This window comes from Arthrobacter sp. B1805 (genome assembly GCF_002929745.1).
Classification (GTDB): Bacteria; Actinomycetota; Actinomycetes; order Actinomycetales; family Micrococcaceae; genus Arthrobacter_D.
On record NZ_PJIQ01000005.1, the window covers coordinates 87,190 to 104,636 of the forward strand.

19 protein-coding genes and 1 riboswitch are annotated in these 17,447 nt (G+C 68.3%); of the genes, 6 read left to right on the forward strand and 13 right to left on the reverse strand.

All coding sequences use genetic code 11. The features are described 5' to 3' along the window. Positions 1 to 6: 6 nt before the first annotated feature. The 5 genes from CXQ96_RS07270 to thrS form a co-directional block, all read right to left on the reverse strand. The gene (locus CXQ96_RS07270) at positions 7 to 774 is read right to left on the reverse strand and encodes a cation transporter (protein ID WP_258058929.1); all 768 of its coding nucleotides are present in this window, start codon (positions 772 to 774) and stop codon (positions 7 to 9) included. Continuing rightward, positions 728 to 1,009 (reverse strand): hypothetical protein, encoded by a 282-nt coding sequence (locus CXQ96_RS07275; RefSeq protein ID WP_104117380.1) that lies wholly within the window; start codon positions 1,007 to 1,009, stop codon positions 728 to 730. The genes CXQ96_RS07270 and CXQ96_RS07275 overlap by 47 nt, the downstream gene beginning before the upstream one ends. Positions 1,010 to 1,143: 134 nt before the next feature. Next, positions 1,144 to 1,764, reverse strand: a complete 621-nt coding sequence (gene pgsA / locus CXQ96_RS07280) for a phosphatidylinositol phosphate synthase (RefSeq protein ID WP_104117381.1) — start codon at positions 1,762 to 1,764, stop codon at positions 1,144 to 1,146. Beyond that, a complete protein-coding gene (locus tag CXQ96_RS07285; protein WP_104117382.1) occupies positions 1,764 to 2,393 on the reverse strand; it encodes an HIT domain-containing protein in 630 nt (209 codons plus the stop codon). Before CXQ96_RS07285 ends, pgsA begins: the two co-directional genes overlap by 1 nt. Beyond that, positions 2,393 to 4,405 (reverse strand): threonine--tRNA ligase, encoded by a 2,013-nt coding sequence (thrS, locus tag CXQ96_RS07290; RefSeq protein WP_104117383.1) that lies wholly within the window; start codon positions 4,403 to 4,405, stop codon positions 2,393 to 2,395. The genes CXQ96_RS07285 and thrS overlap by 1 nt, the downstream gene beginning before the upstream one ends. Positions 4,406 to 4,684: 279 nt before the next feature. Here thrS and CXQ96_RS07295 point away from each other — a divergent pair, with 279 nt between their 5' ends. The 3 genes from CXQ96_RS07295 to CXQ96_RS07305 all read left to right on the forward strand — a co-directional run bounded on the left by CXQ96_RS07295 (position 4,685) and on the right by CXQ96_RS07305 (position 6,754). After that, a complete protein-coding gene (locus CXQ96_RS07295; protein ID WP_104117384.1) occupies positions 4,685 to 4,942 on the forward strand; it encodes a mycoredoxin in 258 nt (85 codons plus the stop codon). Between the two features lie 97 nt (positions 4,943 to 5,039). Next, on the forward strand, positions 5,040 to 6,125 hold the full coding sequence (locus CXQ96_RS07300) for an S-(hydroxymethyl)mycothiol dehydrogenase (RefSeq protein ID WP_104117530.1): 1,086 nt from the start codon (positions 5,040 to 5,042) through the stop codon (positions 6,123 to 6,125). After that, entirely contained in the window at positions 6,125 to 6,754 is a 630-nt protein-coding gene (locus tag CXQ96_RS07305) for an MBL fold metallo-hydrolase (RefSeq protein ID WP_104117385.1), read from the forward strand. The genes CXQ96_RS07300 and CXQ96_RS07305 overlap by 1 nt, the downstream gene beginning before the upstream one ends. A 29-nt stretch (positions 6,755 to 6,783) precedes the next feature. On the opposite strand, the gene CXQ96_RS07310 is transcribed toward CXQ96_RS07305, so the two are convergent. The 7 genes from CXQ96_RS07310 to CXQ96_RS07340 all read right to left on the reverse strand — a co-directional run bounded on the left by CXQ96_RS07310 (position 6,784) and on the right by CXQ96_RS07340 (position 12,498). Next, the gene (locus tag CXQ96_RS07310; RefSeq protein WP_258058930.1) at positions 6,784 to 7,524 is read right to left on the reverse strand and encodes a lipoate--protein ligase family protein; all 741 of its coding nucleotides are present in this window, start codon (positions 7,522 to 7,524) and stop codon (positions 6,784 to 6,786) included. A gap of 34 nt (positions 7,525 to 7,558) precedes the next feature. After that, entirely contained in the window at positions 7,559 to 8,356 is a 798-nt protein-coding gene (locus CXQ96_RS07315) for an alpha/beta hydrolase (RefSeq protein WP_219816107.1), read from the reverse strand. 82 nt (positions 8,357 to 8,438) lie between these two features. Then, a complete protein-coding gene (gene thiE, locus CXQ96_RS07320; RefSeq protein ID WP_104117386.1) occupies positions 8,439 to 9,098 on the reverse strand; it encodes a thiamine phosphate synthase in 660 nt (219 codons plus the stop codon). Then, positions 9,098 to 9,919, reverse strand: coding sequence for a hydroxyethylthiazole kinase (thiM, locus tag CXQ96_RS07325; protein WP_258058931.1), 822 nt, complete (start codon positions 9,917 to 9,919; stop codon positions 9,098 to 9,100). Before thiM ends, thiE begins: the two co-directional genes overlap by 1 nt. Positions 9,920 to 10,086: 167 nt before the next feature. Next, positions 10,087 to 10,185, reverse strand: a riboswitch (TPP riboswitch). A 37-nt stretch (positions 10,186 to 10,222) separates the two neighbouring features. Beyond that, on the reverse strand, positions 10,223 to 11,254 hold the full coding sequence (locus CXQ96_RS07330) for an aldo/keto reductase (RefSeq protein ID WP_104117387.1): 1,032 nt from the start codon (positions 11,252 to 11,254) through the stop codon (positions 10,223 to 10,225). Between the two features lie 57 nt (positions 11,255 to 11,311). Continuing rightward, a complete protein-coding gene (locus CXQ96_RS07335) occupies positions 11,312 to 11,596 on the reverse strand; it encodes a DUF427 domain-containing protein (RefSeq protein ID WP_104117388.1) in 285 nt (94 codons plus the stop codon). 125 nt (positions 11,597 to 11,721) lie between these two features. Next, positions 11,722 to 12,498 (reverse strand): thioesterase family protein, encoded by a 777-nt coding sequence (locus tag CXQ96_RS07340; protein ID WP_104117389.1) that lies wholly within the window; start codon positions 12,496 to 12,498, stop codon positions 11,722 to 11,724. A 302-nt stretch (positions 12,499 to 12,800) separates the two neighbouring features. Between CXQ96_RS07340 and CXQ96_RS07345 the strand changes: the two genes are divergently transcribed. After that, the gene (locus CXQ96_RS07345) at positions 12,801 to 14,342 is read left to right on the forward strand and encodes an MDR family MFS transporter (protein WP_104117390.1); all 1,542 of its coding nucleotides are present in this window, start codon (positions 12,801 to 12,803) and stop codon (positions 14,340 to 14,342) included. A gap of 117 nt (positions 14,343 to 14,459) precedes the next feature. Here the strand turns inward: CXQ96_RS07345 and CXQ96_RS07350 are convergent, their stop codons facing one another. Further along, a complete protein-coding gene (locus tag CXQ96_RS07350; protein ID WP_104117391.1) occupies positions 14,460 to 15,317 on the reverse strand; it encodes a Rieske (2Fe-2S) protein in 858 nt (285 codons plus the stop codon). A gap of 259 nt (positions 15,318 to 15,576) precedes the next feature. Between CXQ96_RS07350 and CXQ96_RS07355 the strand changes: the two genes are divergently transcribed. Together CXQ96_RS07355 and CXQ96_RS07360 are read left to right on the forward strand one after the other, a co-directional pair. After that, positions 15,577 to 16,428: a pentapeptide repeat-containing protein gene (locus tag CXQ96_RS07355; RefSeq protein WP_308662664.1), complete on the forward strand. Its 852-nt coding sequence runs from the start codon at positions 15,577 to 15,579 to the stop codon at positions 16,426 to 16,428. Positions 16,429 to 16,515: 87 nt separating this feature from the next. Then, positions 16,516 to 17,418 carry a neutral zinc metallopeptidase gene (locus tag CXQ96_RS07360; protein ID WP_104117392.1) on the forward strand — a complete coding sequence of 301 codons (903 nt, stop codon included), beginning with the start codon at positions 16,516 to 16,518 and terminating at the stop codon, positions 17,416 to 17,418. Positions 17,419 to 17,447 lie beyond the last annotated feature (29 nt).

Sequence of the window (17,447 nt, forward strand, 5' to 3'; positions counted from 1 at the left end):
GCCGGATCAATCCCGGCTGCAGCAGGAACAGTCCGTTGCTCCGACGAGGCCGAGCGCCGGAACGCCTTCCGGGCGGGCAGATGCCCCATCCCGGTACGGCGCATCGCCGTCGACGGTCGTTCCGGGGGCTGGAGCACAGCACGCGTTCCCCCTCCACGCGTAGAGGCCCTCCTTGACCGCGACCGCCGCGATGACCAGGGCGGCCACCGGGTCGGCCCAGGACCATCCCAGCGTGCTGTTAAGCACCAGCCCCGCGAGCAGCACGCCCGAGAGGTAGGTGCACAACAACGTCTGCCGTGAATCCGCAACGGCTGAACGTGAACCGAGCTGTCGGCCTGTCCTTCGCTGTGCGGCGGACAGGAGCGGCATGACCGCGAGACTCACGGCCGCGAGGACGATCCCGACCGTCGAGTGCTGGGGTTCGACGGCGCCGCCGAGCGTTCGGACGGCATCGACGGTGACGAAGGCAGCTAGTCCGAAGAACGAGACCGCGATGACCCGGAGCGCAGTCGATTCACGGTCCTCCGGATGCCGCCCGGCGAACTGCCAGGCGACGGCGGTGGCAGAGAGCACTTCCACGATGGAGTCGAGGCCGAACCCGATCAGGGCGCTCGATGACGCGATGGTCCCTGCGCTCAGAGCGACGACGGCCTCGACGACGTTGTAGCCGATGGTGAGGGCGACGAGCAACCGGATCCGTCGGCTGAGGAGCAACCGGCGGCCAGGGTCAGGTGAAGCGGGCAACGTTCCGTCGAGGCTTGCGGGCTGAGTCACCCCTCAATAGTACAGCGTTGCCTGTACCCTCCAGGGTCGAGGGGTATGCGTCGCGGCGTTCGAGCTCGTCCTGCACCAGCTCGAACGCCGGATCCTGCCGGAGGCCCCGCCGCGTCGGGTGGGCGCAGGACGGCGCTGGACCGAACGGGACTCCTGCAGTGCGCTGCAGTCGGAGGAGGTCCAGCTCGGAGACGATATGCAGGTCGGCTGGCGAGAGGCCTGTCGGGTGCGTCATGGCGTGTCCTGTTCGTCGTTTCCCTGTCGTGCTTCCTTCGTTAGACGGAGCGATGCGCCCTGATTCATCGCTCCAGCGGGAGACGGTGCGATCGAGGCGAGACGCTTCGGAGAAGGGGGGCAGGAGCGACGCGGCTAGGACGCCGGGTTGGCCTCGAGTGCCTGCTTACGCACGATGCTCACGCGCTGGTACACCGTGACGAGACTGGCTGCGGCGAGGATCACGAGAACCGCGAACAGGAAAGCCTGGGGTAATCCGAGCCCGGTCAGCCCCGTCACGACCAGCACCGAGACCAGCCGCTCTGCCCGCTCGGCGAGCCCGACGTTCGCCGTGAAGCCCAGCGATTCGGCCTTGGCCCGCGCGTAGGAGACCAGCATTCCGAGCACGAGGCAGGCCAGGGCGGCGACGGCGATGGCCGGACTGCCCCCTCCCGTGAAGAACCACACGGCGACGCCTGCGAAGAGGGCACCATCAGCTATGCGGTCGAGCGTCGAGTCGAGGAAGCTCCCCCAGAGCCCGCCGTCACCCTTGATGCGCGCCATGATCCCGTCGACGACGTCGGAGAACACGAAGAGCGTGATGAAGACTGTCCCCCAGAAGAGCTCGCCCAGCGGATAGAAGACGAGCGCTCCACCGGCGACGCCGACGGTACCTGCGATCGTCACCGCGTCGGGCGTCACACCGCACCGGAGAAGCAGGCGGGCCAGCGGCGTGAAGAGCCTGGTGAAGAAGCCTCGGGCGTACTTGTTCAGCATCAGGGCGCCCTTCCCGCCGGGTCGCCATCTACCGGCCAGGCATCCGCCACCTGCTGGCGGACCTCGCCGAGGGTCTGCGTGATCGCCTTGGTGTGCGCGATGATCGGCAGGAAGTTCCCGTCGCCGCCCCAGCGTGGCACGACGTGCTGGTGGAGGTGCGCTGCGATACCAGCTCCCCCGGTGACGCCCTGGTTCATCCCTAGGTTGAATCCGGAGGGGTTGGAGACCCTGCGGAGCACCCGCATCGCGGTCTGGGTGAGCTGAGCGATCTCCGCTGTCTCCGCGGCGTCGATGTCGGTGTAGTCGGGCACATGGCGGTAGGGGCACACCAGAAGGTGCCCGGCGTTGTAGGGGAAGAGATTGAGCAGGACGAAGGCGTGGGTTCCCCGGTGGACGATCAGCGATTCCTCGTCACTGAGGTGCGGCGCGCGACAGAACGGACACGTCTCCTCCGAGGTGACCTTGTCCTGGCCGCCCTTGATGTAGGCGAGACGGTGCGGAGTCCACAGACGCTGGAAAGCATCCGGCACGCCCGCGAGTTCGAAACCGTCGGTCACCGCGGCGTCACCGGGGTAGGGCCCGGCCGACCGCTCGTCTGCCGGATCCCGCGAACTGTCCGCCTCCCCCATCAGACCGTGGCTTCCCTGCTCCGTACCGCCTCCACGATCCGGCGGACGGCTTCGTCGACGGGCACCTGATTGTCCTGGCTGCCGTCGCGGAACCTGAAGGAGACCGCATTCGCCTCCTGGTCCTCGCCGCCGGCAATCAGGACGAACGGCACCTTCTCCTTGCTCGCCGTCCTGATCTTCTTCGGGAAGCGGTCGGACCCGGCGTCGACCTGGGCGCGGATCCCTTCCGCCTTGAGCTTGTCGACGACGTCGAACAGGTAGTCGTTGAATGCCTCCGCGACGGGGATCGCGAGCACCTGCACGGGTGCCAGCCATGCGGGGAACGCACCGGCGTAGTGCTCGGTGAGGACGCCCATGAACCGTTCGATCGAGCCGAAGAGCGCGCGGTGGATCATGACCGGGCGCTGCCGCGTGCCGTCGGCGGCCTGGTACTCGAGTTCGAACCGGTCCGGCAGGTTGAAATCGAGCTGGATCGTCGACATCTGCCAGGTGCGGCCGATGGCGTCGCGCGCCTGGACGGAGATCTTCGGTCCGTAGAACGCCGCTCCCCCGGGATCCGGTACGAGTTCGAGTCCTGAGGCCTCGGCGACCTCGGCGAGCGTCCGCGTCGCTTCCTCCCAGATCTCGTCCGACCCGACCGACTTCTCCGGGTTGCGCGTCGACAGCTCCAGGTAGAAGTCCTCGAGGCCATAGTCCTTGAGGAGGCCGAGGACGAAGTTCAGCGTCTCCGTGAGCTCGTCCTTCATCTGCTCGCGCGTGCAGTAGATGTGCGCGTCGTCCTGGGTCATGCCGCGCACGCGCGTCAACCCGTGGATCACGCCCGACTTCTCGTACCGGTACACCGAACCGAATTCGAACAGGCGCAGCGGCAGCTCGCGGTAGGAACGCCCGCGCGACCTGAAGATGAGGTTGTGCATGGGGCAGTTCATGGGCTTGAGGTAGTAGTCCTGCCCGGGCTTGCGCACCGTGCCGTCCTCGTTGAGTTCCTCATCCACGTGCATGGCGGGGAACATGCCGTCGCGGTACCAGTCGAGGTGGCCGGACACCTCGTACAGGTGGCCCTTGGTGATGTGCGGCGTGTAGACGAATTCGTAGCCGGCGTCGGTGTGGCGCTGGCGGGAGTAGTCCTCCATGGCCTTGCGGATGATGCCGCCCTTGGGATGGAAGACCGGCAGTCCCGAGCCGAGTTCGTCCGGGAAGGAGAAGAGGTCCAGTTCGGTGCCGAGGCGCCGGTGATCACGCCGCTCAGCTTCCGCGAGGCGCTCCTGGTAGGCCTTCAGGGCGTCCTTCGTCGGCCACGCCGTCCCGTAGATGCGCTGCAGCTGCTTGTTCTTCTCGCTGCCCCGCCAGTAAGCGGCCGCCGAACGCGTCAGGGCGTAGGCGTTGGAGATGAGCTTCGTGTTGGGCAGGTGGGGGCCCCTGCACAGGTCCTTCCACACCACGTCCCCGGACTTCCGGTCCACGTTGTCGTAGATCGTCAGCTCACCGGCGCCGACCTCGACCGATGCTCCGTCCTCATCGGTGGCGCCACCCTTGAGGCCGATCAGCTCGAGCTTGTACGGCTCTTCCTTCATCGCCTCGCGCGCCTCGTCCTCGGAGACGACGCGTCGGACGAAACGCTGGTTGGCGTTCACGATCTTCAGCATCATCTTCTCGAGCTGCTTCAACTCGTCCGGCGTGAAGGGTTCCTCGACGTCGAAGTCGAAGTAGAAGCCGTCGGTGATGTACGGGCCGATGCCCAGCTTGGCGTTCGGGCGCAACTGCTGCACGGCCTGCGCCATGACGTGCGCCGCGGAGTGGCGCAGGACCTCGAGCCCTGCGGGGTCCTCGAGCGTCACTCCCTCGACCGATGCGCCGTCCGGCACCTCCTGGTCGAGGTCCTTGAGCTCGCCGTCCACGCGCATGACGACGACGTCGCGACGATCGCTGAAGAGTTCCGTCCCGGTGGTGCCCGTCGTCGCCTGCTTCTCTCCGCCGTCGACGATGAGGTTCATGGGCTGGGGCGCTGGCACGGGTGGTCTCCTTGGTGCTGGGAAGAATTGTCGCCCGAGGCGGGCGTGGCGGGACCCGGTGAGGGCTGGAACCGCCCTGCTGATCGTATCCGGTGGGCCGAGGGCCGACCAACAAGCTCGCCGGTGGCGACGTCTCCGCACGGCGCTCGCGGCGTGTGAGCGTGTGGGGCGTCACGGAATGAGCCGGCGCGGGCTTGCGTTGAGGAGTGTACGGGCGGAGACGCCGCCCTCCATCGACTGATGCGCGCGTCACCACCCGCGCGTGGATATGAGGAGCACGTGGAGTACACACCAGAAGCCGGATCCATCACCATGTTCTCGACCTCATGGTGCGGGTACTGCCGGCGCCTGAAGTCCCAGCTGGATGCCCAGGGCATCGGCTACAACGAGATCAACATCGAAGAGGTCGAGGGAACCGCAGAGCTCGTCGCCTCCCTCAACGGCGGCAACCAGACGGTGCCCACCGTGATCTTCCCTGACGGAACGTCGGCAACGAACCCGTCCCTGGCCGACGTCAGGACCCGGCTCGCCGTCTAGCCGCACAGCCCTCCGCGCACCAGGGCGGTCCCGCCATATGCTGGAAGCGGTGAACCCGTTGACGGGACACCGCTCCCAGCGGAAGGACAGCAAGAACATGGTGCACAGAGTTCAGGGCGTCGTGGTGCGGGCCAAGGATGCCCCCGCGACGATCGAGACGATCCTGGTCCCCGAACCGGGACCCGGCGAGGCGCTGGTCGACATCCTGACCTGCGGGGTGTGCCACACGGACCTGCACTACAAGCAGGGCGGCATCAACGACGAGTTCCCGTTCCTCCTCGGCCACGAGGCCACCGGCGTCGTCAGCGCCGTGGGGGACGACGTGACGACTGTCGCACCGGGCGACCGCGTGATCCTCAACTGGCGCGCGGTCTGCGGAGAGTGCCGGGCATGCCGACGGGGCGAGCCGCAGTACTGCTTCAACACGCACAACGCCACGCAGAAGATGACGCTCGAGGACGGCACCGTCCTCTCCCCGGCGCTCGGTATCGGCGCCTTCGCCGAGAAGACCCTCGTGGCCGCGGGTCAGTGCACGAAGGTCGATCCCGCAGCGGATGCGGCCGCAGTCGGCCTGCTGGGCTGCGGTGTCATGGCGGGCATCGGTGCGGCGATCAATACCGGCAACGTCTCGCGCGGTGACTCCGTCGCGGTCATCGGCTGCGGCGGCGTCGGAATCGCCGCTATCGCCGGCTCGAAGCTCGCCGGGTCCACGACGATCATTGCCGTCGACATCGACGACCGGAAGCTCGAGCTCGCCCGCGGACTCGGTGCGACGCACGTCCTCAACTCCAAGGAAGAGGACCCCGTGGAGGCGATTCGGGCACTCACCGGAGGTAACGGCGCAGACATCGTGATCGACGCCGTCGGGCGCCCCGAGACCTACAGGCAGGCGTTCTACGCTCGCGACCTCGCCGGCACCGTGGTGCTGGTCGGCGTCCCCACTCCCGACATGACGATAGAACTCCCGCTGCTCGACGTCTTCGGTCGCGGTGGCTCCCTGAAGTCCTCCTGGTACGGCGACTGCCTGCCGAGCCGCGACTTCCCGATGCTCGTGAGCCACTACCTCCAGGGCAACCTCGACCTCGACGCCTTCGTGACCGAACGCATCCGCCTCGACCAGGTGGAGGAAGCCTTCGAGAAGATGCACGGCGGCGCGGTCCTGCGATCGGTGGTGGAGCTCTGATGGCGGCGCGCATCGAGCACCTCGTCACGTCCGGGACGTTCTCGCTCGACGGCGGCACCTGGGACGTGGACAACAACGTGTGGATCGTGGGGGACGACGAAGAATGCGTCATCATCGATGCCCCGCACGACGCCGCGGCGATCGTCGACCAGGTCAACGGGCGGCTCGTACGGGCGATCCTGCTGACCCACGCGCACGACGACCACATCCGCGCCGTCGGCGACCTCTTCGACGCCGTCCGCGCACCGATCTACCTGCACGAGGGCGACCGGGAATTGTGGGACATGGTGTTCCCCGAGCTGAGCCCCGACCAGTCCATCGGCGACGGCGACACCATCGAGGTTGCCGGCGTGTCCCTGACGGCGCTGCACACGCCGGGCCACTCTCCCGGCTCCGTCAGCTATCTGCTCGAGGAGGCGGGCACCGTCTTCACGGGCGACACCCTCTTCCAGGGCGGACCCGGGGCGACGGGTCGCTCCTACAGCGACTTCCCCACGATCATCGAGTCCATCCGCACCCGACTGCTCACCCTGCCACCGGACACGATCGTCCGGACCGGGCATGGCGACAGTACGACGATCGGTGACGAGGCTCCGAACCTCAAGGCCTGGATCGCCCGCGGACACTGACCGACCGGGGCCGGACACCGGCCTTCCCGTCAGGGGAGGCCGGTGGGCCTTGCTTCACTTAATCCGACGACGGCACCGTACGCCTTCAGCAGCGCGGCCTCCACGACGGCGACGGTCACTCCCGGCGCAAGGTCCTCGGCCGCGCCCGCCGTCGGGGGCTGCCACTCGAGTCCCAGGGCGGAGTAGACATCGGTCAGGACTGCGCGGAGCGGCGCGGAATCCTCGACGACGATCACGGACGAGAACAACCACGCTCCTGCGACGACGCGCTGCGCCGTCCCCACGAGCTTGACGGCCGGCGTGCCGCCGGAGCGTCCGTGGACGCTGTACTCGCCCGGGCAGTACTCCCCCGGCACCTCGCCCACGCGCGCGTCCAGCCCGACGTCGCCCAGCACGCCGGCGAAGAAGTCACCGAACGCAGCGAAGCGCGCCCTCGTCCCGAGGACGGCGTCGGGCGCGGGCTCGATGTGGTCGACCACGAGGCACCCCCGGTGGTAGGCGGCAGCACGGCCCCCTGCCCGCCTCACGAGTGGCACGAAGCCGTGGCGGGTGGAAGCCGCGGCGGCCTCCGCGAAGCCCGGCAGCCGTGCATCCCGCTGGCCGAAGGCGAGAGTGGGACTCGGACGGTAGAGGCGCAGCGTCGGGGGCCTCGCGCCGACGGCGACCTCGCGCAGCAAGGCTATTCCGCGGGCCAGCTCGGCAGCGGCGTCATGTGAGGGTGGGTCGAGGGCGAGTGCCAGTTCGGCAGCGCCCTGCCACGTATTGCTCATCGTTCCATCGTAGGCAGTCAGGGCGCGCCCCGAGTCAGGGTATCGGCATGGGAGTCCAGTCGAGCCAGAGGCCGGCCTCGACAGCGATGGCCGGGGGCACGGTGTGCGGCCCCTCGAACTCGCGGTAGACGACGTCGTAGCCGCGGCGTTTCAGTGCTGGGACGACCTTCCTGCTCGTGGCGTCGATCGGCAGGACAGAGTCCTCGGTGCCGTGCGAGATGAAGAGGGTGGGCTGACCGTGATCCGGGCCCGGGGGCACGAATCCGGGTGAGAACGCGACGACCTTGCGGAAGAGATTCCCGTTCGCGAGTCCCAGCCCCAGCGCATAGGACGCACCATCGGAGAAACCGGCAATGCCGATCCGCTTGGGGTCCACCGCGACGAAGGAGAAGACCTCGTGAAGCGCCCTGTCGATGACCTCGGTGTCCGGGCCATAACCCCCGCGGATGGCATCCCAGGTACCGCCTCGCGACGCGGGGGCGAGAATGACGATCCCGAGTTGCTCTGCCGCCGCGCGGAGATAGGACAACCCACCCTGCGCGTCCCCTCCAGCTCCGTGCAGTGCGACCAGGAGCGGAACCTGCTCGTCCGTGGCCAGCGATTCGGGAACGAACACGATCGGATCGCGCTCCGCCGTCACCCTTAGTGCACGGACTCCGGTCATGCTGCCCGGGCCGGCAGCCGTGGCACCGGGACGAGCTGACAGGATTGCTGGATTCTCCGCCGCCGGTGCAGTCCTTCTGCTGTCCATGGGTCCTCCCTCACACGCCGTTCCCGCCACGAGGAGCGGCACGACCATCGCGCCGGCAAGCACAGTCCTCCTCGTTGCCACACACCGGATTCTAGGCTCGCCAACCACCAGTTCTCCCGGTTGCCGTCGGGCCCGTCGTCGGCTAGCGACGGGGAGAACACCCTCAGGAGTTCCGGGCCCCGAGCAACTCCTGCGCGGCACTCCGCGGGTCGGCTGACGCACAGATTGCCGACACCACGGCGACTCCTGCCGCCCCTGCCCGGCGCAGCGGCCCCACGTCGGCGCGGCTGATGCCGCCGATCGCCACGCAGGGCAGCCTCACGTCCCGTACGAGCGCGGCGAATCCGTCCACTCCGAGCGGCGCCGGATGATCCGGCTTCGTCGCCGTCGCGTGCACCGCCCCGACTCCCAGGTAGTCCACCGTGCCGGGTGGCAGGGCGTGCGCGCGGGCGAACTCCTCCGCTGTCGCTGCGCTCAGTCCGACGACGGCATCGGGCCCGATGATCCGGCGGGCCACGTCTGCGGGTAGGTCGGACTGCCCGACGTGCACCCCGTCGACCCTTACTCCCTGCTCGCGAGCCGCGAGGTAGACGTCGACCCTGTCGTCGATCAGCACGGGAACTCGGCCGCCGACGGCGGCAGCCACTGCCGCGAGGAGATCGAGGAGGGCGCTCCCGCCGGCGTGTTTGTCGCGCACCTGGACACAGGTGACGCCACCCGCGACCGCTGCGGCCACGACGTCCGGCACCGTCCGCGGAGCGCACAACGCGGTGTCGGTCACGAGGTAGAGCGGCAGATAGGAGAGCGGGTCCGGCCGCGGCATCAGTCACCGCCCGGGAGGTTGAGGCCCTGCACGACGTCGGCCGGCGTGATCGCGGCGAGCGCGTCGAGGAAGTGTGGGGCGAAGGTCCCCGGTCCTGCCGCCGTGCTGGCGGCACGCTCTGCCGCGAGGGTGTAGGCGGCGGTTGCGGCCGTCGCGGCGAGGAGCGCATCCGGAGTGAGGGAGGCGAAGGCCGCCATCACGGCACCGAGGGCGCAGCCGCCACCGGTGACGCGCGTCAGCATCGCGCTGCCGTTGGCCACCCGGACAACAGCACCTTCGGGGGCGACGACGGCATCGACGGCGCCGGAGACCGCGACGACCGAGCCATGCCTCGAGCCGAGCAGGCGGGCGGCGTCGAGGGCGGCGGCCGGTTCATCGAGGGAGTCGACGCCACGTCCGCCCGCTCCAGAACCGGCTAGGGCGATGATCTCCGAAGCGTTCCCGCGGATGATGGTGGGACGAAACGTGACGAGGCGCTGCGCAGTCGCTGTCCGGACACTCAGGAAGCCGACAGCAACCGGGTCGAGGACCCAGGGCGTTCCTGCGATCAGGGAGGCCTCGGCCGCCTCGAGCATGGCGGCGCGCTGCGACTCCGTGGGCGTGCCGAGATTGACGAGCACACCCGACGCGACGGGTGCGAACTGGGCGGCCTCTCCGGGGATGTCCACCATGGCAGGGGCCGCCCCGAGGGCGAGCAGGACGTTCGCCGTGAAGTTGGTGACGACCGCGTTGGTGACGCACTGGACCAGCGGCGCCGCTCGGCGCAGGTCGCCGAGCAACTCCGCGCACCCTTCAGCGGTGACCGTCCGGGCGGCGCTCACGGACCCAGGGTGCTCGGACGCAGCCGTGGGAGCATCGACGGGCTGCTCCGTCGGTGTCTCCCCGACTGACCGCGTGGACGACTGGGTGGATGAGTGGGTGGATGAGTGGGATGATGATTGCGCCATGGCTGCCTCTCGCAGGATGGAGCGAAAGGACAGGCGGAACCAGGGGCACGCCGGGACATCCCTTCGCCAGTATGAGCTGGATCAGGTTCGACGGGTCTTATCTCAGCCCCTTCCCTGAAGGGACACCCCGTGTCGCTGCTCGAACGATAACCCGATACGGGGCCGCTTCCAAGTCGGTTAGCGGCCGCCGTCGATGCGGCGGCTACGCTGCTCGATTCCGGGCAGTCCGTACGGGTAGTCGCCGAAGGTCGGAGCGCTCACGTCGTCGAGTTGCCGCAGCTCGCCGGCTGTGAGGACGACGTCGGAGGATGCCAGGTTGTCCGTCAGCTGTTCCTGCGTGCGCGCCCCGAGGATCACGGACGTGACGCCTGGCTGGGCCGCTACCCAGGCAAGCGCGATGTGCGAGGCGTTGACGTCCCGCTCGGCCGCGATTGCGCTCACGGTGTCGATGATCCGCCACGTCCTGTCCTGCGCGTTGCGCTTCTCCCAGGCCTCCATGCCGCGCTGGGGGTTCTCACCGAGCCGCGTGGCGCCGGTCGGCTCGGTGTCGCGGGAATACTTGCCCGTCAACCAGCCGCCGCCCAGGGGGGACCAGGGAAGCATGCCCATTCCGGCATCCAGGACGGCCGGAACGATCTCCGCTTCGATCTCGCGCACCAGCAACGAGTACTGGGGCTGGAGCGTCACCGGCAGGGAGTAGCCGCGCTGGCGAGCGATCATGACGGCCTTGGTGAGTTGCCAGCCGGTGTAGTTGGAGAAGCCGTAGTAACCGATGCGGCCCTGGACGACCGCTTCGTCGAGGAACCCGAGGGTCTCCTCGAGTGGAGTCAGCGGGTCCCAGGAGTGCACCTGGTACAGATCGATGTGGTCCACGCCGAGTCTCCTCAGCGACGCGTCGAGCGCTCGGCGGAGGTGGCGCCGCGACAGGCCGAGATCGTTGACGTCGTCTCCCATGGGGAACCGGCCCTTGGACGCGAGCACCATGCGGTCCCGTTCGGACGGGTTCTTGGCCAGCCATCGCCCGATGATCTCCTCCGAGGCGCCTGCCGTGTACACGTCGGCGGTGTCGATGAGGTTTCCGCCGGCCGCCGCATACTCGGACAGGATGGCGTGGGACGTCGCCTCGTCCGACTCCGCTCCGAACGTCATGGTGCCAAGGGCCAGCTGGGACACCGAGGTGCCGCTGTTGCCGAGTTTCCGGTACTCCATGGAGGACTCCTTCTTCGATGCGCCTGCTGGAACGGCTGGTGTGGATCGGGGGGGGGGTCATTCGGTCACTGTCACGCCTTTCCAGAAAGCGTAGTGACCGCGGATGTTCTCCGCCGCTTCTTTCGGCTCCGCGTAGCTCCACGCCGCGTCCTTGTTCTGCTCTCCGTCCACGGTGAGGGTGAAATAGCTCGCCATGCCTTTCCAGTGGCAGACCGTGGTGGTCTCCGTGGGAGCGAAGAACTCCGGGGAGATGGAGTTCGGCGGGAAATAGTGGTTGCCCTCGACCATCACGGTGTCCGTGGACTCCGCGATGACCCTGTTGTTCCAGATCGCTTTGGGCATGGTTCCTCTTCCTCGAGACTCCCCATCGAGCGTGGGGACGACGGTGGCGCGCATCCGGAGCGGATGCGTCCCGTTCCGGGTGCAACCCCGGAACCGTGGCATGCATTCCGGCGGCACAGGCCGGATCAGAGCTTGCGCACCGTGAGGATCTGCTCCGAGCGTCCGAACGGACCGTCGAGGTCGTGCAGGACACTCGAGGTCAGGCCCACTCCCCCCGACCCGAACGTGACGCGTGTGTCCAGGCCGAGCCATTCGCCCGTCGGCATCCTGTACAGGTGGATCTGCAGGTCGACGTTCGGGTACATCCAACTGGTGCCGCCTGGCGCGACACGCGGCGCTATCCCGTTCGCGGCGTCCACCATGCCCACGAGTCGCACGACGTCGGCGGTGGTCCGGCCCTCGACCATGGAGTAGGGGTTCCGCATCCAGACCTGCCCCCGCCCCGGGCGGTGCCCCGGGACGACGCGGACTTCGAGCGACCTGATGAAGCCACCCGGCCAGGCCGTCATGGCCTCGTGCGGCCCTGCGTCCTCCGGGCCCGGAATGCGCTGGTCCTCGACCGCGGCGACGGCTGCCGTGTCCTGCGTCCCGAGTCGCCATGCCTTCGCCACGATCGCCGTCCGCCCGCCCGCCTCCATCCGTGCTTCCACGAGCTCGATAGTCCGGCCGGGACGGACGACGGCGGTGGAGATCTCGAACTCGCCGCGGGGGATCATCCCGAGGATGTCGAAGCTCAGGCGGCTGAGGTGCAGCCCGTCCCGTGGCTCGCACTCCAGCAGGCACTGCGTGATGAGCCCGGAAATGGGAGCCATGTGTTGCTCCTCCGGGTTCCACGCTCCCTGGGCGTTGATCGTCGACTCGAACCGGCCGCCACCGAGGTCGCGGTAGAAGGACTCAGGCACGGAGGGTCTCCTTCGTCGGGGAAGCGAGGCAGAATCATGCGCTGCAGGTGGAGGAGTGGTGCCGATACCATTCTTCCGGCGCGGCACCCGCCCTATGCTAGTGGAGCGGCCACCTTCGCAGCGCCGCGGTATGCCGGTCCGGCGCACGACGGGTCGGACTTCTGGAATAGAGTCCGGGCGCGCGGAGTTCAGATGATTGACCTGGTCAACCTTCCCGACCGGTCCGGCGCAGTACCTTGACCCCGGCGCCGGCGGACGGATCCCGCCGGCGCTGAACAGCAGATCGAACCGAGCGGATCACCATGACCCAGAGCCCCCTCTCCCCCGTCTCCGACGCGACCCCTAGCCGGGAGGCCGTCGCGCCGTCCGGATCCGGTCCGTCACCACAGATTCCGCAAGCCTCCGCGCAGGGCGTCTCCGGCGCGCTCCCCGCCCGGGACAAGCTGGTCATCACCCTCTTGCTCATCTCGGCTTTCGTCGTGATCCTCAACGAGACGATCATGGGAGTGGCGATTCCCCGTCTGGTCGAGGACCTCGGCATCACGGTGGGCGCAGGACAGTGGCTGAGCACCGCCTTCATGCTGACGATGGCCGTCGTCATCCCGGTGACCGGCTTCCTGCTGCAGCGGTACAACACGCGTCCCGTGTTCATGGCCGCGATGGGACTCTTCAGCCTCGGCACGCTCATCGCCGCGCTGGCACCGGGATTCGGTGTCCTGCTGGTCGGCCGGGTCGTGCAGGCCAGCGGCACCGCGATCATGATGCCGCTGCTGATGACGACCGTCATGACGCTCGTTCCACCCGCGTCACGCGGCAAGATCATGGGAAACATCTCGATCGTCATCTCCGTGGCTCCGGCGCTCGGCCCGACCATCTCAGGGGCCATCCTCAGCGTGCTCGACTGGCGCTGGATGTTCTGGCTGGTCCTGCCCATCTCGCTCGCCGCACTGGCTGTCGGTTCGGCGAAGATGAAGAACGTGACCACGCCCCGGCGGTCGGCCATCGACGTGCCGTCGGTCATCCTGTCCGCCGTCGCCTTCGGCGGAATCATCTACGGCCTGAGCCAGCTCGGCGAGGCGTCGGCCGGAAGCGCCGTCCCCGCGTGGATTCCACTCGTCGCGGGTCTCGCCGGCCTCGCCCTGTTCATCACCCGCCAGGTGGTACTCCAGCGGCGTGACGCAGCGCTGCTCGACCTCCGGGTGTTCAAGTCGACGAACTTCACCATCTCGATCGTCGCCATCGCGGTGAGCATGATGGCCCTTTTCGGCACGATCATCCTGATCCCGATCTACGTTCAGACCGTCCTCGGAATGGATCCCCTGGTCTCCGGGTTGCTGCTCCTGCCGGGCGGCCTCGCAATGGGCCTGCTGGGACCCGTCGTCGGACGCGTGTACGACCGCCGCGGCCCACGCATCCTCCTGGTGCCCGGAGCCTTCCTGGTCAGCGCCGTGTTCTGGTCGCTGACGCAACTCACCGAGACGACGCCCACCGGGATGGTCCTGGTGGCGCACGTCGCCTTGAGCGTAGGCCTGGCCCTGATGTTCACTCCCCTGCTGACGTCTGCTCTGGGGTCCGTCAAACCGGCTCTGTACTCGCACGGCAGCGCGGTGTTCGGCACCGCCCAGCAGCTGGCGGGAGCCGCCGGTACTGCGCTCTTCATCTCCGTCATGACCATCCGGAGCACCTCCCTGACCGACGCGGGCGTCGGTGCCGAAGCGGCCCTGGCCGGCGGCATCCGGGCAGCCTTCATGTACGGCGCGATCATCTTCCTGCTCGCCATCGTCGCCTCGTTCTTCGTGCGTGCGCCGAAGGAGACCGAGGACTCGCCCGCCCCGGTGCACTAGGAACAGGTACACGCGCTGGTCGGAAGCGCTCGTCACGACGAAGCCCCGCCGGGTCCGTTCCGGCGGGGCTTCATCGTTCGGCTGTCTCGTTCGGCTGGATCGTTCGGCTCGTCGGCGTCAGGACTCGGGCTGCCGCAGTTCGATGAAGCCATCGCTCGTGACCCGTGTCTCGTAGACGGGCTGGGGCACGCTGGCCGGTCCTCGATAGTTCTTGCCGTCGTCGAGCCTGAACATGCTCTGGTGCCACGGGCACGTGATGCAGCCGTTCTCGATGACGCCCTCTTCGAGGGGACCGCCCAAGTGGTTGCACACGCTGTCCATCGCGGTCAGCTTCCCCTCGTGGCGCAGCAGCAGGATCGGCACGCCGTTTGCTTCGACGGTATGACGCCCGCCCTCGACGACGTCGGCATCGCTGGCCACGCGGGTCCAGTCCTTCGGGGCCTCGTGCCATGCCGTCCGGTTGACGTTGACGCCGCTGGCGTAACTCAGGTGCCCCCCGAGGTAGGCGCTGAAGAGCATCGATCCGAGCCCGCCGAGGCCGAGCAGGACCCCGAGTGCCCGATGGTCCTTGGCGCGCGCGACCGCGGAGGCGGTGTAGAGCGTGACCGCGAGGGAGTTGCCGGCCGCGTGGACGATCCCGACCCGGCGCTCCTTCTCCTGGGTGTCGGACCAGTCGTGCAGGCCCGTGATCGCCGTCGGTACCGCGGAGAGAATCCCGACGGTGACGAGGAGGTCGGCGGCCTTGCGGGAACCCTTGCCGCCGGCGATGTCCAGGAAGGACGCCATGCTCCAGGCACCGGACGGCACGACGATCAGCATCGGATGCACCGAGTGGCCGATCGCCGCTCCGCTGAGCAGGTTCCGGATCTTGCGGGGGCGTACGGCCTTGCTGACCGCTGCTGCGAGAGGGTCGGCGATCTTGTCCAGCGACTTCGCGTGCTCGAGTCCGTCCAGCATCGTGTGCAGGATGTTCATCCTCTGCTCCTTCTGATCCGGGCCGGCGGTCGGCACGTTCGACGTAAGGTGGGCGATGACGCCCGGTCCTACCGTCGCAGTCGTCGCTACACCTGACAACAGGACGGAAGGCCGTGAGGTTTTCCTTGGCCATGCGGAGCGATCGGTGCGAGAATCCGGGCGGGCCGGAGGAGAATGGTTCCTCACGACCGTCGGGAACGCTGCCCAGTCGATGCTGGGCGAGGCGTGCCCCTCCCCGAGGAGGAATCTCTTGCCTGCTGTGCCGCTGCACCTCACCGGCCATCCCGGCGTTCCCCTCACAGCTGACTGCTCGAAGTGCTTCGCCCTGTGCTGCTCCGCCCTGGGATTCGAGAGGTCGAGCGATTTCGCGCACGACAAGCCCATCGGACAGGCATGCCGCAATCTCGCCGCCGACTTCTCCTGCTCCATCCACGCGAAGCTCCGCGGCGAGGGATACAAGGGGTGCACGGTGTTCGACTGTTTCGGCGCCGGCCAGCAGGTGGCGCAGCGCGGCTTCGGTGGGCGGAGCTGGACGGAACACCCGGAACTGAAGCCGGCGATGTTCGCGGCGTTCCCGGTCGTTCGGCAACTGCACGAGGTGCTCTGGTACCTCGATGAGGCCCAGCGCCTCGCTGCATCGTCCCGATCCGTTCCGGCTGCGGCCAGGAGCGCCGTGCTCGCGCTGACGACCGAGACCGTGGGTCTGGCCCGACTCGAGCCGGAGGGCCTCGCCGGCGCGGACCTGGAGGGGCTCCGCGCGAGGGTCGGAGCAGTGCTCGCGGACGTGAGCGCCGCGGTGAGGAAGGCGGCCGGTGGGCCCCGTCATCCACGCCGTCTCGCGCCCGGGGCCGACCTGCTCGGCGCTGATCTCGCACACCGGTCCCTCCAGGGCGCCAACCTGCGCGGCGCCTACCTCATCGCCGCCGACCTGACGGGTTCGGACCTCCAGCAGGTGGATCTGCTCGGTGCCGATCTCAGGGACGCGAGGCTGCAGGGCGCAGATCTGTCGCACGCCCTGTTCCTCACGCCGATGCAGGTCGCTGCTGCGACCGGCGACAGCCACACACGGTTGCCGAACCGACTCGAGCTCCCGGGGCATTGGCAGGACTGACCCGCGCATCCGTGTGGAGCCCGCGCGGGATCGACAGCACCCGCCTGCCTGACCGCCGGCGACGGTAAGTAGGCTTATTGTTGAACCATGAGCTTCAATGACAACGCGCAACTCGACCCTTCACGCGTCAGTGATCGGCGTGGACGCGGTCGCGGTGCGGCCGTGGGAGGGGGCCTCGGTGGTGGCCTCCTCCTGATCCTCTCGCTGATCTTCGGTCCGGGTGTCGTCGACCAGTTGGGAATCGACGACGGCACAGCGTCGCAGCAGCAGGACTCCGGCGCAGAGGACGCAATCAACGAGTGCCTGACCGGCGCAGAAGCCAATGAACGGCTCGACTGTCGCATCCTCGGCACCGCGGAGAGCCTCGACAGCTTCTGGCTGCCCTACCTCGACCAGTTCGGTGTGGCGTACACGCAGCCTGGCGTCGTGATCTTCAGCGACAGCACCGACACCGGCTGCGGGACTGCGACGAGCGCCGTGGGCCCGTTCTACTGCCCCGTGGACGAGCAGACCTACTACGACACCGCGTTCTTCGACGACCTCGTGACCAGGTTCGGGTCCTCCGGCGGCCCCCTCGCGCAGGAGTACGTCGTCGCCCACGAGTTCGGGCACCACATCCAGAACCTCATCGGCACGCTCGGCGCCGCCCAGCAGGATCCGCAGGGCGCGGAGTCCGGCGGTGTCCGCGTCGAACTGCAGGCGGACTGCTTTGCCGGGATGTGGGCCGCGCATGCCACAACGGTGCCCGATCCGGAGTCCGGCGAGCCGTTCCTCCGCCCCTTCTCAACCACCGACCTGCAGGACGCCCTCTCCGCGGCCGCATCGGTGGGCGACGATCGCATCCAGGAGTCGGCGACGGGCCAGGTCAATCCGGAAGGCTGGACCCACGGGTCCAGCGCCCAGCGGCAGGCGTGGTTCGCCCAGGGCTTCGATACAGGCGATCTGCGATCCTGCGACACGTTCGCGGCGGCCGACCTGGACAATCCGTGACCCGTTCCGGTCATCCTGCCCGGACCCCC